Raw genomic sequence first — 16058 nt, forward strand, 5'->3', positions numbered from 1 at the left:
GCCGGGTCTTTCACCAGGTTTTCGAAATTGCCACCGCGGGCTTCCTTGATGGTCGTTTCGACTTTACCGGCGTCTTTGTAGACGTCGTCGGCTGGGGCTTTGACGGTTACGGAGCCCGTCGTTGCGCCGGCGGCGATGTTGATCACCGCGCCATTGCTCAACGTCACGGTCACTGGCGTGCCGGCTGCATTGGTCAGGTTCGCGGTGTAGACGATGGAACCGCCTTCGGCGACGGAATCGGTCGCGCTCAGGCTGACCGTGGTGGTGTCGGCGGTGTCGGTCACTTTGGTAACGACAGCCGAGCGGTCCGTGTCGAGTTTTTCGAAGTTGCCGCCAGTGCTGTCCGCTATCGCTGCCCTGACCGGCGAGGCACCGGTGTAGACATCATTGGGCACGGTGTATGGCGCCGAACCGCTGGACTCGCCGGCCTTGATGTTGATCACCAGGCCGTTGTTCAGGGTAACGGTCATCGCTGTGTCGGCCGGATGGCTCAACGTGGCGGTGTAGGTGATCTGACCTCCTTCGCCGACAGTGCTCACATCGGCACTGAGCTTCAGGGTGGTGGTATCTACGGTGTCGTTGACAGTAGTGGTGTGCGTTGTGTTGCTGACGTCGAGTTTTTCGAAGTTGCCGCCGTCAGTGCTGGCGATGCCAACGGTGATCTTGCTGCCGTCCTTGTAGACGTCATCGGCCGGTGCCGGGATGGTGATTGAACCTGACTTGTCGCCGGCCTTGATCACGACGCTTTCGCCGTTGCTCAGTTTGACCGTCATGTCAGTGCCGGCGGCATTGCTGAGGTTGACGGTGTAAGTGATGGTGCCGCCTTCGACCACATAGTCGCTGGCAGTCATGGTCACTTTGGTGGTGTCCGGGGTGTCGCTGATGGCGGTTGAGGTCGGGGTCTTGTCGGCGACCAGGTTCTCGAAGTTGCCGCCGGTTACTTCCTTGATGGCGTTGGTCAACGGCTCGTGGCCGACCAAGGCATCGTTCGGTGCTTTGACCGTGATCGAGGCGGTGCTTTCACCGACTGCAATGGTGATTTTTTCGCCATTGGCCAGCGTGACAATTACATCCTTGCCAGTCACCGGCGCGGTGACGGAGGCGGTGTACACCACGTTGCCGCCTTCGGCGGTCGAGGACGTTGCCGTCAGGCTGACAGTCGAGGTGTTGATGGTGTCGGTAACATCAGTCACTGCCGCTGCCGGATTCGTGACCAGGTTTTCGAAGTTGCCACCGCTGGCATCCTTGATGGTCGCTTCGACTTTGCCGGCGTCTTTGTAGACGTCGTCGGCTGGTGCTTTGACGGTTACGGAGCCCGTCGTTGCCCCAGCGGCGATGTTGATTACCGCGCCGTTGCTCAACGTCACGGTGACCGGTGTGCCGGCGGCGTTGGTCAGGCTGGCGGTGTAGACGATGGAACCGCCTTCGGCGACGGAGCCGGTCGCACTCAGGCTGACCGTGGTGGTGTCGGTAGTGTCGGTCACGGTGGTGCTGACCGGGGATTTGTCGGCGACCAGATTCTCGTAGTTACCGCCGCTGACGTTGGTGATTGAGTTGGTCAGTGGTGCATGACCGGTCAACGCATCGTTTGGTGCCAGGGTGGTGACGAAACCGGTGGTTTTGCCGATGTCGATGGTGATGGTCTGGCCGTTGGCCAAGGACACGGTCACTGGCGAACCGGTTACAGGTGCACCCACGGTGGCGGTGTAAGTGACGACGCCACCTTCGGCCGCGCTGCCGGTGGCAGTGAGTTTGACGGTCGAAGTGTCGAGGGTGTCGGTGACGTTGGTCACCGCCGCAGCCGGGTTTTTCACCAGGTTCTCGAAGTTGCCGCCGCTCGCATCCTTGATGGTCGTTTCGACTTTGCCGGCGTCTTTGTACACGTCATCGGCCGGGGCCTTGACGGTTACGGAGCCCGTCGTCGCGCCGGCGGCGATGTTGATCACCGCGCCGTTGCTCAGCGTCACGGTCACTGGCGTGCCGGCGGCATTGGTCAGGTTCGCGGTGTAGACGATGGAACCACCTTCAGCGACCGAGTCGGTGGCGCTCAGGCTGACCGTAGTGGTGTCTTTCACATCGGCCACCGAAGTGACCGCCGGGGTTTGATTCGCCACCAGATTTTCGTAGTTGCCGCCAGTGGTGCCGTCGATCTTCACGCTCAAGGAGCCGCCGCCAGCCAAGGCGTCATTCGGTGCGATGAAGTTCACATGACCGCTGCTTGCACCGACCGGGATGGTGATTGTCTGTCCGTTGGACAGGGTCACGAGCACCGGCGAACCGGTGACGGGCGCGTTGACCGATGCGGTGTAAACCACCACGCCGCCTTCGACCGTGCTGGCCGTGGCGGTCAGGGATACGGTGCTGTTGTTGATCGTATCGGTCACATCGGTGACGGCTGGCGTCTTGTCGGCCACCAGACTCTCGAAGTTGCCACCGGTGGTTTTGGTGATGCTGGCTTCGACTTTGCCGGCATCTTTGTAGACGTCATCGGCTGGCGCTGCGTAGTTCACTGAACCGCTGGTGGCGCCTTTGGCGATGTTGATCACCGCGCCGTTGTTCAACGTCACGGTCATGGCGCTACCGGCCGCATTGGTCAGGGTCGCGGTATAGACGATCGAACCACCCTCGGCGACCGAACCGGTTGCGCTCAGGCTCAGGCCGGTGGTGTCTGCCGAATCGGTGACAGTGGTGACCGCTGGCGAATGATCGGTGACGACTTTCTCGAAGTTACCGCCGCTCTGGCTGGCAATCGTTGCCTGGACTTTGCCGCCATCCACGTAGGGAGTATTCGCCGGGGCGGCGAAGTTGACCGAACCGCTGGAGGCGCCGGCGGCGATGTTGATTATCGCGCCGTTGCTCAGCTTCACGGTCATGGCCGTGTCCGTCGGGTTGCTCAGGGTCGCGGTGTAGGTAATCTGGCCACCTTCGCTCACGGTGTTGCTGGCCGACAGGGACAGGGACGTGCTGTCGATGGTGTCTTTGACGGCGGTGGTCACTGACGTCTTGCTGACGTCGAGATTTTCGAAGTTGCCACCGCTGGCGTCGGTGATCTTCACGCTGAGCTTGCCGGCGTCCTTGTAGACATCGTCGCTCGGCGCCGCGATGGTCACCGAACCGCTGGTCTTGCCGGCGGCAATGGTAATGGTCTCGCCATTGCTCAGCTTCACGGTTACCGGCGTCTGCGCGGCGTTGGTCAGGGTCGCGGTGTAGGTGATGTGCGAGCCTTCAAGTACCGATTTGTCAGCGCTGAGGGTCAGGTGTGTGGTGTCGTTGGTGTCGGCCACGTTGGTCACGGCCGGCGCCGGATTTTTCACCAGGTTCTCGAAGTTGCCGCCGGACGTATCTTTGATGGTGACTTCGACTTTGCCAGCGTCCTTGTAGACGTCATCCTTCGGAGCATCGACTTTGACCGTGCCGGTGGTTTTACCGGCATCGATGGTGATGGTCGCGCCGTTGCTCAAGGTGACGGTGACGGGTGTGCCGGCCGGGTTGCTCAAGGTCGCGGTGTAGATGATCGAGCCGCCCTCGTTGACGTTGCCGGTGGCGGTCAGCGATACGGTGGTGGTGTCGACGGTGTCGGTCACGCTGGTGCTGGTCGGTGTTTTATCGGCGACCAGATTTTCGTAGTTGCCGCCACTGACGTTGGTGATCGAGTTGGTCAGCGGTGCATGCCCGCTGAGCACGTCGTTGGAAACAACGGCATTGACCGTGCCGCTGCTTTTGCCAATGTCGATAGTGATGGCCTGTCCGTTGGCCAGGGTCACGATCACCGGCGAACCCGTGACGGGTGCGCCCACCGAGGCGGTGTAAACCACAATGCCGCCCTCGGCCACGCTGCTGGTGGCGGTCAGGGTGACGGTCGAGGTGTCGAGGGTGTCGGTGACGCTGGTTACAGCGGCGGCGGGGTCTTTTACCAGGTTTTCAAAGTTGCCGCCGGTGGCGTCCTTGATGGTCGCTTCGACTTTACCGGCGTCTTTATAGACGTCATCGGCTGGCGCCTTAACGGTGACGGAGCCGGTCGTTGCGCCGGCGGCGATGTTGATCACCGCGCCGTTGCTCAACGTCACGGTCACTGGCGTACCGGCGGCGTTGGTCAGGTTTGCGGTGTATACGATAGAACCGCCTTCGGCGACGGAATCGGTGGCGCTCAGGCTGACCGTGGTGGTGTCTTGGGTGTCGGTGACGGAGGTATTCGCCGACTTGCCGTCGACGTCCAGCTTCTCGTAATTACCGCCCTTCGCATCATCAATCTTCACGCTCAGCGAACCGCCGCCGGCGAGGGCATCGTTAGGCGCAGCGAAATTCACGCTGGCACTGCTGGCGCCGACCGGAATGGTGATGGTCTGGCCGTTGGACAGGGTTACGACCACTGGCGAATCGGTGACCGGCGCAGTGACGGACGCGGTGTACACCACGGTGCCGCCTTCGGCGACGGAGGATGTCGCGGTCAGGCTGACGGTCGAGGTGTTGATCGTGTCGGTGACATCGGTCACTGCCGCTGCTGGGTTGGTGACCAGGTTTTCGAAATTACCGCCGCTGGCGTCCTTGATCGTTGCTTCGACTTTGCCGGCGTCTTTATAGACGTCATCGGCTGGCGCCTTAACGGTGACGGAGCCGGTGGTGGCGCCGGCGGCGATGTTGATCACCGCGCCGTTGCTCAGCGTCACAGTGACCGGCGTGCCAGCGGCGTTGGTCAGGTTCGCGGTGTAGACGATGGAGCCGCCTTCGGCGACGGAATCGGTGGCGCTCAGGCTGACGGTGGTGGTGTCTTGGGTGTCGGTGACGGTAGTGCTGACCGGGGATTTGTCGGCGACCAGGTTCTCGTAGTTGCCGCCGCTGACGTTGGTGATCGAGTTGGTCAGTGGTGCGTGACCGGTCAACGCATCGTTCGGTGCCAGGGTGGTGACGAAGCCGGTGGTTTTGCCGATGTCGATGGTGATGGTCTGGCCGTTGGCCAAGGACACGGTCACCGGCGAACCGGTTACGGGTGCACCGACGGTGGCGGTGTACGTGACGACGCCGCCTTCGGCCGCACTCTCGGTGGCAGTGAGTTTGACGGTCGAGGTGTCGAGGGTGTCGGTGACGTCGGTCACGGCTGCTGCCGGACTGGTGACCAGGTTTTCAAAGTTGCCGCCGCTTGCATCCTTGATGGTCGCTTCAACCTTGCCGGCGTCTTTATAGACGTCATCGGCCGGGGCTTTGACGGTCACAGAGCCGGTGGTGGCGCCGGCGGCGATGTTGATCACGGCGCCGTTGCTCAACGTCACGGTCACCGGCGTGCCGGCGGCGTTGGTCAGGTTCGCGGTGTAGACGATCGAACCGCCTTCAGCCACGGAATCGGTCGCGCTCAGGCTGACCGTGGTGGTATCCGCAGAATCCGTCACCGAGGTATTCGCCGACTTGCCGTCGACGTCCAGCTTCTCGTAGTTACCACCCTTCGCATCATCAATCTTGACGCTCAGCGAACTGCCGCCAGCGAGGGCATCGTTCGGTGCAACGAAATTCACGCTGCCACTGCTGGCGCCAACCGGAATGGTGATGGTCTGTCCGTTGGACAGGGTCACCACCACTGGTGAATCGGTCACCGGCGCGGTGACGGACGCGGTGTACACCACCGTGCCGCCTTCGGCGACCGAGGATGTCGCGGTCAGGCTGACGGTCGAGCTGTTGATCGTGTCGGTGACGTCGGTCACAGCCGGAACAGCGCTTGGGACCAGGTTTTCGAAATTACCGCCGCTGGCATCCTTGATGGTCGCTTCGACCTTGCCGGCGTCTTTGTACACGTCATCGGCTGGGGCCTTGACGGTGACGGAGCCCGTCGTTGCGCCAGCGGCGATGTTGATCACCGCGCCGTTGCTCAACGTCACAGTGACCGGCGTGCCGGCCGCATTGGTCAGGCTAGCGGTGTAGACGATGGAACCGCCTTCGGCGACGGAATCCGTGGCACTCAGGCTGACCGTGGTGGTGTCTTGGGTGTCGGTGACGGAGGTATTCGCCGACTTGCCATCGACGTCCAGCTTCTCGTAGTTACCGCCCTTGGCGTCGTCGATTTTGACGCTCAGCGAACCGCCGCCGGCCAAAGCATCATTCGGCGCAACGAAATTCACGCTGCCACTGCTGGCGCCGACCGGGATGGTGATGGTCTGACCGTTGGACAAGGTCACGACGACTGGCGAATCGGTCACCGGCGCAGTGACGGACGCGGTGTACACCACGGTGCCGCCTTCGGCGACCGAGGATGTCGCGGTCAGGCTGACGGTCGAGCTGTTGATCGTGTCGGTGACGTCGGTCACAGCCGGAACAGTGCTCGGGACCAGGTTCTCGAAGTTGCCGCCGCTCGCATCCTTGATCGTTGCTTCAACTTTGCCAGCGTCTTTGTAGACGTCATCGGCCGGTGCCGCGACGCTCACGCTGCCGCTGGTGGCGCCAGCGGCGATGTTGATCACCGCGCCGTTGCTCAGCGTCACAGTGACCGGCGTGCCGGCCGCGTTGGTCAGGCTTGCGGTGTAAACAATCGAACCACCCTCGGCCACTTCGGCGGACGCCGACAGGCTCAGGCCCGTGTCATCCTTTGAGTCGGTGAAGGTGGTAACCGCCGGCGTAGTGCTCGGCACCAGATTCTCGAAGTTGCCACCGGTAGCGCCGGTGATCGTAGTGCTGATCGTGCTGCCGTTTTGATAAACGTCATTGGCCGGGGTGTCGACGTTCACGGAGCCGCTGGTTTTGCCGGCTTCAATGGTAATAGTCGAACCGTTGGAAAGGGTGACAGTCACCGGCGTCTGCGCCGGGTTGGTCAACGTCGCGGTGTAAGTAATCTGGCCGCCTTCGGTAACGCTGGCGCCTGCGCTCAGGGTGACCGTGGTGGTATCGACGGTGTCGGTCACCTGGGTTACGGCCGGAGTCGTCGGCGGAGTCACGACGATGCCATTGCCGCCCGTGGTGCCGGTGACGGTCACGTCGATTTGGGTGGCGTCGTTATAAACAGTGTCGTTTGGCGCGAGCGGGACGTTGACGGTGCCGGTCAACTGGCCGGCCTGGATCACGATCACCGAGCCATTGGACAGGGTGATGCTCAGGTCAGTCAGCGGCGCCTGGCTCAGGGTCGCGGTGTAGACAAGTACGCCGCCAGCCTCGGTGATGGTTGGCGTAGCGCTCAGACTCAAGGTCGAATCACGCGCCGCGTTGGCGTTGGCCGTTTGCCCGCCAGTGGTGTTCTGTGCCGCCTGTGCCGCGGCGTTGAGGCCCGCAGTCGGGAAACCAATGGTCGGGTCCACCCGGCCAGCGGTTGCATCCAGCATCACAAAGCTGTGGCCGCCACCGGCTGCACCGCCCGTGCCGGCAGCCGCTGGGCCCGCTGCAGTGGCTTCGAGGTCAGTAGTCGGGTCGGCGCCCGCCGCGATGGCTTGCTGCAATTCTTCAACGGAGGGTGCGGCTTGCGCTGTGGCTTGTGCCAGGTCAGTGCTGGAGTCTGGACTGCTCGCGCTCCACTGAGTGTCGCGGCCCAGGTCCAGGGTTCGGCCGTCAGCCAGTTCGAGCGTCACGGCGCCTGCCGCGCCAGTGTCTACCTGATCGCCGACAAACAACCGGTCGCCTTCAACGAGAACGCGACGAACGCCTTCTGGGGACACCGCGAAAACCTGACCAACAATGCTTTTGACGATGGCAACAACACTGCTCATTGAAGACTCTCCGGGTGTCACGTTCAGTTGACTTCCATAGACCTGATGGCGCGCTCGCCAAAACAGTCTGGACGTACTTTCAAAATATTCGAGGCGTAACGTTGACGCGATTGGTCGTCAAACATTTGGCTATGCTTTTTCGCTATTAACTATATGCCAAAGTATTGACCTTGCACTTCTCATCCTAAACACTCGCCCCCGTAATGTCACATTGATATTGAAGTGGCTATCTGCCCCGCAGAAGGCAGTTCAGTTCCAAGTTCAACATTTCCGACATACGGTCATTACGATGACAATCATCCGATGCAGCGGCACGTTCTGCAGTGATTCAAGACAAGTAATTCCGGGAAATTCCAACCATGCGTTTGCAGCTGCTCAAGGCTTTACCTTTTGCCATAACCGCCGGTTTTGTTCAGGCGCAGTCACTTCCGGAGGCCATGCAACAGGCGTTGGACGTCCATCCCGAAATTCAGGCAGGTGTTAACAGTCGATTGGCGGCGGATTATCAATTAAAGGCAGCAAAAGGTGGATACCTGCCACGGGTCGATCTGCTGGGCGGTTATGGTCGCGAGGGCGCGGACAACCTCAATACGCGTGCTGCCGGCAATAATAATCACTGGGAAACGCTGAACCGAGGCGAGTCAAGTTTGCGGTTGTCGCAAATGGTTTTTGACGGATTTGCGACGTCCAGTGAAGTGGGGCGTCAACAAGCCACCGTTAACTCCCGGGCTTATTCTTTATTGGGCACCTCGGAACGCACTGCGTTGACCGTTGCTCAGGTCTATCTCGATGTCCTGACCCGCCGCGAGTTCGTTCGTCTGGCCACTGAAAATTTGAAGAGTCACGAACGGATTTTTGACCAGATCAAGTTACGCACCCAGCGTGGCGTGGGCAGCGGTGCCGACCTCGATCAGGCCGAAGCGCGCATGGCCCAGGCCCGCAACAATTTGATCACCGAGCAGACCAACCTGGCTGACGCCGAGACCAACTTCCTCAGTGCCGTGGGCCAGATGCCCGATCAACTGGAGCGTCCTGCCGATTTCCTCGCGCTATTGCCGGCCAACTTGAATGAAGCCCGCGCGCAGATGCTGGAAAACAGCCCGATCCTGCGTTCCGCCGAGTCCGATATCGCCGCGGCCGAGAAACAATACGACACTGCCAAATCGTCCTTCTACCCGCGCTTCGATGCCGAACTGGGTCGCACCGCCGACAACGATCTCGACGGTCAGAACGGTCACACCAACGAATGGCAAGCCATGCTGCGCATGCGCTTCAACCTGTATGCCGGTGGCAGCAACAAGGCTGATCTGGAGTCCAAGTCCTACCTGTCAAACCAGGCCCTGGATATCCGCAATAATGCCCTGCGCGTATTAAATGAAGAGTTGGGCCTGGCCTGGAATGCGTTGAACAATGCCAACGCCCAAGTGCCGATCGCCCAGCAATATGTTGATCACAGCACCAGCGTGCGCACTGCGTATCAGAGGCAGTTCAGCCTGGGCGAACGCACTTTGCTCGACTTGCTCGACAGTGAAAACGAACTGTTCACCGCTTCCCGTCGCCTGGCGGAGATCAAAAACATTCAGTTATTTACTCAATATCGAATCAAGGCGACCATGGGCGAGTTACTCAAAAGCCAGGGAGTGGTCGCACCGTTGGCATCCGTTGTGCAGAACGATGTGAAGCCCAGGGTCCAGCTACCCGGGATGAATTGAGTCTTCCTTATTCAACTGTTTGCCAAGAGTGCCGAGCGTGGAATCAGAAGTCAGTCGAGTTCAACTCATTCATGATCCACGCGCGCTGCACGACGATCCGTTACTGGATGGTTTGCTGGCCCTGTGCACGTTGCATCAGAAGCCAGCCAGCGCCGCGATGTTGACCACCGGCTTGCCATTACCCAAGCAACGCCTGAGCGTGGAACTGCTGCCCCGCGCGGCAGCCCGCGCCGGTCTGCAAGGGCGGGTGCTGCAGCGCAAGCTTGAGCAGATTCCAACGATTGCCATGCCGGCGCTTCTGCTGCTCAAGGACGGTCGAAGTGCCGTCCTGCTCGGTTGGCAAGGTGAGGATCAGGCCCGCGTGTTGCTCAGCGAAAGCGACGGCGGTGAAAGTGTTGTCAGTCGCGAACTGTTGGCCGACGACTACATCGGCAAGGTGTTCTTCGCTCAACCCCAACACAAATTCGACGTCAATCACGGCACGCTGATCCCGCGTGCGCGCTCGTGGTTCCGCGACACCCTCAAGCGTTCGCGCTGGCTGTACGCCGACGCCATTGCCGCCAGTTTCCTGATCAACATCATCGCCATGGCTGCGCCGCTGTTTGTGATGAACGTCTACGACCGTGTCGTGCCGAACCAGGCCGAATCGACTCTCTGGGTGTTGGCCATCGGCATCACGGGCGCCTACCTGTTCGACCTGATCCTCAAAAGCCTGCGCAGCTTGTGCCTGGACCTGGCCGGCAAGAAAACCGACCTGATCATCTCGGCCACGCTGTTCGAGCGTATTGTCGGCATGGCCATGAAGTACCGACCGGCCCGGGTCGGCAGCTTTGCCCAGAACATCCATGAGTTTCAAAGCCTGCGCGACTTCCTCGCCTCGCTGACCCTGACCAGCCTGATCGACCTGCCGTTTACGCTGCTGATCTTTATGGTCATCGCGATCCTCGGCGGTCACCTTGTGTGGATTCCGGTGCTGGCGTTCCCAATTGCGCTGCTGATTGGTTATGCCTTGCAGAAGCCATTGGTGGCGACCATGGAACGAACCATGGCCCTGGGCGCCGAGCGTCAGTCGAGCCTGATCGAAACCCTCGCCGGCCTTGATGCGGTGAAGGTCAACAACGCTGAAAGCGAACGTCAGTATCAGTGGGAACAGACCATCGGCACCCTCAGTCGCCTCGAACTGCGGGTGAAAATGCTCTCCGGTCTGGCGATGAACATCACCTTGCTGATCCAGCAATTGGCCGGGGTGATCATGATCGTATTCGGCGTGTATCAGATCATCGACGGGCACCTGAGCATGGGCGGTTTGATCGCCTGTTACATGCTCAGTGGCCGCGCGCTCAGCCCGTTGGCCTCGTTGTCCGGCCTGTTGACCCGCTACCAGCAAGCGCGGGTGACCATGACCTCGGTCGATCAAATGATGGAGTTGCCGCAAGAGCGCAATTTCGATGAGCGTCCGTTGAGCCGCAAGGTGCTGCAAGGCGCCATCGAATGCCGGCAAATGAACTTCACCTACCCGAATCAGCAAAACGCGGCGCTGAAGAACATCAACCTGATCATCAAGCCTGGCGAGAAAATTGGCATCATCGGTCGCAGCGGCTCGGGCAAAAGTTCGCTGGCCAAACTGCTGGTGGGCCTCTATCAGCCGGACGACGGCGCACTGTTGGTGGATGGCGTCGATATTCGTCAGATCGACGTCAGCGAATTGCGCTACAACATCGGTTATGTGGCGCAGGACATCCAGTTGCTGGCCGGCACGCTGCGCGACAACCTGGTGTCAGGTGCGCGTTATGTCGAAGACGAAATGGTCCTGCAAGCGGCCGAACTGGCCGGTGTACATGAGTTCGCCCGTCTGCACCCGCAAGGCTATGAGCTGCAAGTCGGTGAGCGCGGGCAGAACCTTTCCGGCGGTCAGCGCCAGAACGTCGCCCTGGCCCGGGCGTTGTTGCTCAACCCGCCGATCCTGCTCCTCGATGAGCCGACCAGCGCCATGGATAACACCGGTGAAGAGCGCCTCAAACAACGCCTCGCCGCCGTCATCGAAAGCAAAACCGTGGTGCTGGTCACGCACCGGGCGTCGCTGTTGTCGCTGGTGGATCGCTTGATCGTTATCGACCGTGGACAAATTCTTGCCGATGGCCCGAAAGCCGCCGTGATGGAAGCGTTGAAAAAGGGGCAGATCAGTGTTGCTTAAGTCCGGGGTCAAGAACTCCATTCGCCGTTACTTCAAAGGCTCCGAGTCGCTGCATGGCCAGCCACTGCCCGAGGTCAATAAAGCGCTGATCGAAGACGCCCCGCGCGTGGTGCGGCTGACGATCTGGGCGATTATCGGTTTCTTCGTGTTCCTGCTGCTCTGGGCCAACTACGCGGTGATCGACGAAGTCACCAAGGGCGACGGCAAGGCGATTCCGTCGTCGAAGATCCAGAAAATCCAGAACCTCGAAGGCGGGATCGTCTCCGAACTGTTCGTCACCGAAGGGCAGATTGTCGAAGCTGGCGCACCGTTGATTCGCCTGGACGACACCCGTTTCGCCTCCAACGTGGGCGAAACCGAAGCCGATCGACTGTCGATGCTGCTGCGCGTGGAGCGCTTGAGCGCCGAAGTCGATGATCGTCCGCTGAATTTCCCCGCCGATGTGCTCAAGGCTGTTCCTGGTCAGGCTGCCAGCGAAGAGTCGCTGTACATCAGCCGCCGCCAGCAATTGCACGATGAAATCGGTGGGCTGCAGGAGCAGTTGATCCAGCGTCAGCAAGAGCTGCGCGAATTTACCTCCAAACAGTCGCAGTACCGCAACGGACTGGCGTTGCAACGTCAGGAAATCGCCATGTCCGAGCCGCTGGTGGCCCAGGGTGCGGTGTCGCCGGTTGAAGTGCTGCGGCTCAAGCGTGCCGAGGTCGAAACCCGTGGCCAGCTGGACGCCACGACGCTGGCGATCCCTCGCGCCGAATCGGCGATCAAGGAAGTGCAGCGCAAGATCGACGAGACGCGCGGCAAGTTCCGCAGCGAGGCCCTGACCCAACTCAACGAAGCACGCACGGACCTGAACAAGGCCCAGGCCACCGGCAAAGCGCTGGAAGACCGGGTCAGCCGGACGTTGGTCACCTCACCAGTACGCGGCATCGTCAACAAGTTGCTGGTGAACACTATCGGCGGCGTGATTCAGCCGGGCAGTGATCTGGTGGAAATCGTGCCGCTGGACGACACCTTGCTGGTGGAGGCGAAGATTCGCCCGCAGGACATTGCGTTCCTGCATCCAGGGCAAGAAGCGACGGTGAAATTCACGGCGTACGACTACACCATCTATGGCGGGCTCAAGGCCAAGCTGGAGCAGATCGGTGCCGACACCATCACCGATGAAGACAAGAAGACCACGTACTACATCATCAAGCTGCGCACGGATCGCAGCCACCTGGGGACGGATGAGAAACCGTTGCTGATCATCCCGGGGATGGTGGCTTCGGTGGATATCATCACGGGCAAGAAAACTATTCTCAGCTACTTGCTCAAACCGATTATTCGGGCGCGGGCAGAGGCGTTGCACGAGCGGTAATCCTCGACGCCACTGACGGCCTCATCGCGAGCAGGCTCGCTCCCACAGGGTTCTGTGTCGATCACAAAATCCCTGTAGGAGCGAGCCTGCTCGCGATGGCGGCCTCAAGAGCGGCACAACCCAAAAGCCATATCGTTATTCGCTAACGGTATTTAAATTTCAATTCTTATACCTATAAAGTCAGCCTCCTGCGTACCTGCCGACCAATCGGCGCGCCGCACGACACGAACCAACACGGAACCTCCGTGAGTTTCTTGATCGACGCGCGCGCCCTTGAGCGTGCCGTGCGTGGGAGTGATTTTTATGTCCGCCGTCTCTGCGTCACCCGCAATCGCGCCACAAACTTTCGACATCCGTCCGTTCAGCGGCGCCGTCGGTGCCGAAATCATCGGCCTCGATCTGTCCCGACCGATCAACGATCAGGACTTCGCCCGCATCCACCGCGCGCACCTTGACCATCACGTCGTGGTGTTCCGCGACCAGCGCATTACCCCCGAGCAGCAGATCGCCTTCAGTCGCCGATTCGGCGTGTTGCAGATCCACGTGCTCAAGCAATTCCTGCTGGCCGGGCATCCAGAAATTCTCATCGTTTCGAACATCATCGAAAACGGCCAATCGATCGGCCTCGGTGACGCCGGCAAGTTCTGGCACTCCGACCTTTCCTATAAAGAATTGCCCAGCCTGGGCTCGATGCTGCACGCCCAGGAGCTGCCATCCGAAGGCGGCGACACATTGTTCGCCGACATGCACAAAGCCTGGGACAGCCTGCCCGAAGCGCTGCGCAAAGCCGTCGAAGGTCGCTCGGCTGCGCACTCGTACACGGCGCGCTACAGCGAGACCAAATTCGAGGGCAACTGGCGTCCGACGCTGACGCCGGAGCAATTGGCTCAGGTCGCCGAAGTCATCCATCCCATCGTCCGTACGCACCCGGAAAACGGTCGCAAGGCGTTGTTCGTCAGCGAGGGGTTCACCACCCGCATCGTCGGTTTGCCGGAAGACGAGAGCAAGCAGCTGCTCGACGAGCTCTATGCCCACAGCGTGCTACCGCAAAACATCTACCGCCACCAATGGCAGGCCCACGACCTGGTGTTCTGGGACAACCGCTCGCTGATCCACCTTGCCGCCGGATGCCCAAGCCATCTGCGCCGCAAGCTGTATCGCACCACCATTCAGGGCGACGCGCCTTTCTGATTCTGTTGGAGATCGATCATGTCCAAACGTCTTCCATTCGCACCGCTGGCAGCTGCCATCGGTTTGGGTTTCAGCCTGATCGCCGGCAATCTGGTGGCGCCGACCGTGGCCCACGCCGAAGGTGAAATCCGCATTGCCGAACAGTTCGGTATTGTCTATTTGTTGCTCAACGTGGTGCGCGATCAGAACCTGATTGAAAAGTACGGCAAGCAGGAAGGCATCGACATCAAAGTCGACTGGACTCAGTTGTCCGGTGGCGCAGCGGTCAACGATGCGTTGCTCTCCGGTTCCATTGATATCGCCGGTGCCGGCGTCGGTCCGCTGCTGACGATTTGGGACCGCACCCACGGCAAGCAGAACGTCAAGGCCGTGGCTTCCCTGGGTAACTTTCCGTACTACCTGGTGAGCAATAATCCCAAGGTCAAAACCATCGCTGACTTCACCGAAAAGGACCGCATTGCGGTGCCGGCGGTGGGCGTTTCGGTGCAGTCGCGCTTCTTGCAATACGCGGCGGCCAAGCAGTGGGGGGACAAGGAATTCAATCGATTGGACAAGTACACCATCGCGATTCCGCACCCGGACGCCACCGCCGCGTTGGTTGCCGGAGGCACCGAGTTGTCCGGGCACTTTTCCAACCCGCCGTTCCAGGATCAGGAACTGGCCAATCCTAATGTGCACGTGGTCTTGAATTCCTATGACGTGCTCGGCCCGAACTCGCCGACCGTGCTGTTCGCCACCGAGAAATTCCGCAACGAAAATCCGAAAACGTACAAAGCCTTCATCGAAGCACTGACTGAAGCCGCGGAGTTCGCTCAGAACGACAAAGGCGCCGCAGCCGACACTTACATCCGTGTCACCAAGGCGAAAATCGACCGCGCCGACTTGTTGAAAATCATCGACAACCCGCAATTCGAATTCAGCGTCACGCCGAAAAACACGTACCCGTTGGCCGAATTCCTCTACCGCGTCGGCGCGATCAAAAACAAACCGGACTCGTGGAAGGACTACTTCTTCCAGGACGCCAAACCACTGCAAGGGAGCTGATTGCCATGAACGCCCCCTTGCAAGGCCACACGGTCAGCAAGCCGAACGACACCGCCCAGGCGCTGCTGTCGGTCGACACTGTCAGCCTCGAATATCGCACGCCGCAGCGAGTGGTTCGGGCGACGCATCAAGTCAGTTTTGAAATCGATCCGGCGGACCGTTTTGTGCTCCTGGGGCCGTCAGGTTGCGGCAAGTCGACGTTGCTCAAGGCCGTTGCCGGGTTTATCCGGCCCTGCGAAGGCGAGATCCGCCTTCAAGGGCAAATCGTCGATGCGCCGGGGCCGGACCGGATCGTGGTGTTCCAGGAGTTCGATCAACTGCCGCCATGGAAAACCGTCAAACAGAATGTGATGTTTCCGCTGCTCGCCTCGAAAACCCTCAAGCGCAAAGAGGCCGAGGAGCGGGCGCTGCACTACCTGGACAAGGTCGGTCTGGCCGCGTTTGCCGATGCTTATCCGCACACCTTGTCCGGCGGCATGAAGGCGCGTGTGGCGATTGCCCGGGCGTTGGCGATGCAACCGAAAATCCTCTTGATGGACGAACCCTTCGCCGCTCTCGATGCGCTCACTCGCCGCAAGATGCAGGAGGAGTTGCTGCTGCTTTGGGACGAAGTGCGCTTCACGCTGCTGTTCGTCACTCACTCCATCGAAGAAGCGTTGGTGGTGGGCAATCGCATTCTGTTGCTGTCGCCACATCCGGGGCGGGTACGGGCGGAAGTCCACAGCCATCAATACGATCTGCATAGCCTTGGCGGCGTGGCGTTTCAGGAGTCGGCGCGACGCATTCACCGGTTGTTGTTCGATGAAGGCCAGTCACCGGAAGCCGAACGTGAGCTGGATTTCACTGACATCCGCATCGCTTATTGAGCCATTGAGAGGAGT

Annotated in this window: 7 protein-coding genes; 6 read left to right on the plus strand and 1 reads right to left on the minus strand. The window is 60.4% G+C overall.

The annotated features are described in order from the left end of the window. Window positions 1-7679 (minus strand): retention module-containing protein (locus ACM6I0_RS14490; RefSeq protein WP_414922639.1); only part of this gene is annotated, 7679 nt, incomplete at its 3' end. A gap of 359 nt (window positions 7680-8038) precedes the next feature. On the opposite strand from ACM6I0_RS14490, the gene ACM6I0_RS14495 reads away from it, so the two are divergent. From ACM6I0_RS14495 to ACM6I0_RS14520, 6 genes are all read left to right on the plus strand, one after another. Further along, window positions 8039-9391, plus strand: a complete 1353-nt coding sequence (locus tag ACM6I0_RS14495) for a TolC family outer membrane protein (protein WP_414922640.1) — start codon at window positions 8039-8041, stop codon at window positions 9389-9391. Between the two features lie 37 nt (window positions 9392-9428). Further along, window positions 9429-11585: a type I secretion system permease/ATPase gene (locus ACM6I0_RS14500; RefSeq protein ID WP_285433297.1), complete on the plus strand. Its 2157-nt coding sequence runs from the start codon at window positions 9429-9431 to the stop codon at window positions 11583-11585. Continuing rightward, the gene (locus ACM6I0_RS14505; protein WP_414922641.1) at window positions 11575-12942 is read left to right on the plus strand and encodes an HlyD family type I secretion periplasmic adaptor subunit; all 1368 of its coding nucleotides are present in this window, start codon (window positions 11575-11577) and stop codon (window positions 12940-12942) included. Before ACM6I0_RS14500 ends, ACM6I0_RS14505 begins: the two co-directional genes overlap by 11 nt. 303 nt (window positions 12943-13245) lie before the next feature. Next, a complete protein-coding gene (locus tag ACM6I0_RS14510; RefSeq protein ID WP_414922642.1) occupies window positions 13246-14133 on the plus strand; it encodes a TauD/TfdA dioxygenase family protein in 888 nt (295 codons plus the stop codon). Window positions 14134-14151: 18 nt separating this feature from the next. Next, the gene (locus ACM6I0_RS14515) at window positions 14152-15177 is read left to right on the plus strand and encodes an ABC transporter substrate-binding protein (RefSeq protein WP_414922643.1); all 1026 of its coding nucleotides are present in this window, start codon (window positions 14152-14154) and stop codon (window positions 15175-15177) included. Between the two features lie 5 nt (window positions 15178-15182). Then, complete coding sequence (locus ACM6I0_RS14520; protein WP_285433301.1) at window positions 15183-16043, plus strand: ABC transporter ATP-binding protein; 861 nt, start codon at window positions 15183-15185, stop codon at window positions 16041-16043. Window positions 16044-16058 lie beyond the last annotated feature (15 nt).

The organism is Pseudomonas sp. IT-P294, assembly GCF_949767865.1.
Classification (GTDB): domain Bacteria; phylum Pseudomonadota; class Gammaproteobacteria; order Pseudomonadales; family Pseudomonadaceae; genus Aquipseudomonas.

Bases quoted from the DNA above. Each gene is read 5' to 3' on its own strand.
- ACM6I0_RS14495 (WP_414922640.1), top strand. From the start codon at position 8,039: ATGCGTTTGCAGCTGCTCAAGGCTTTACCTTTTGCCATAACCGCCGGT.
- ACM6I0_RS14510 (WP_414922642.1), top strand. From the start codon at position 13,246: ATGTCCGCCGTCTCTGCGTCACCCGCAATCGCGCCACAAACTTTCGAC.
- ACM6I0_RS14515 (WP_414922643.1), top strand. From the start codon at position 14,152: ATGTCCAAACGTCTTCCATTCGCACCGCTGGCAGCTGCCATCGGTTTG.
- ACM6I0_RS14520 (WP_285433301.1), top strand. From the start codon at position 15,183: ATGAACGCCCCCTTGCAAGGCCACACGGTCAGCAAGCCGAACGACACC.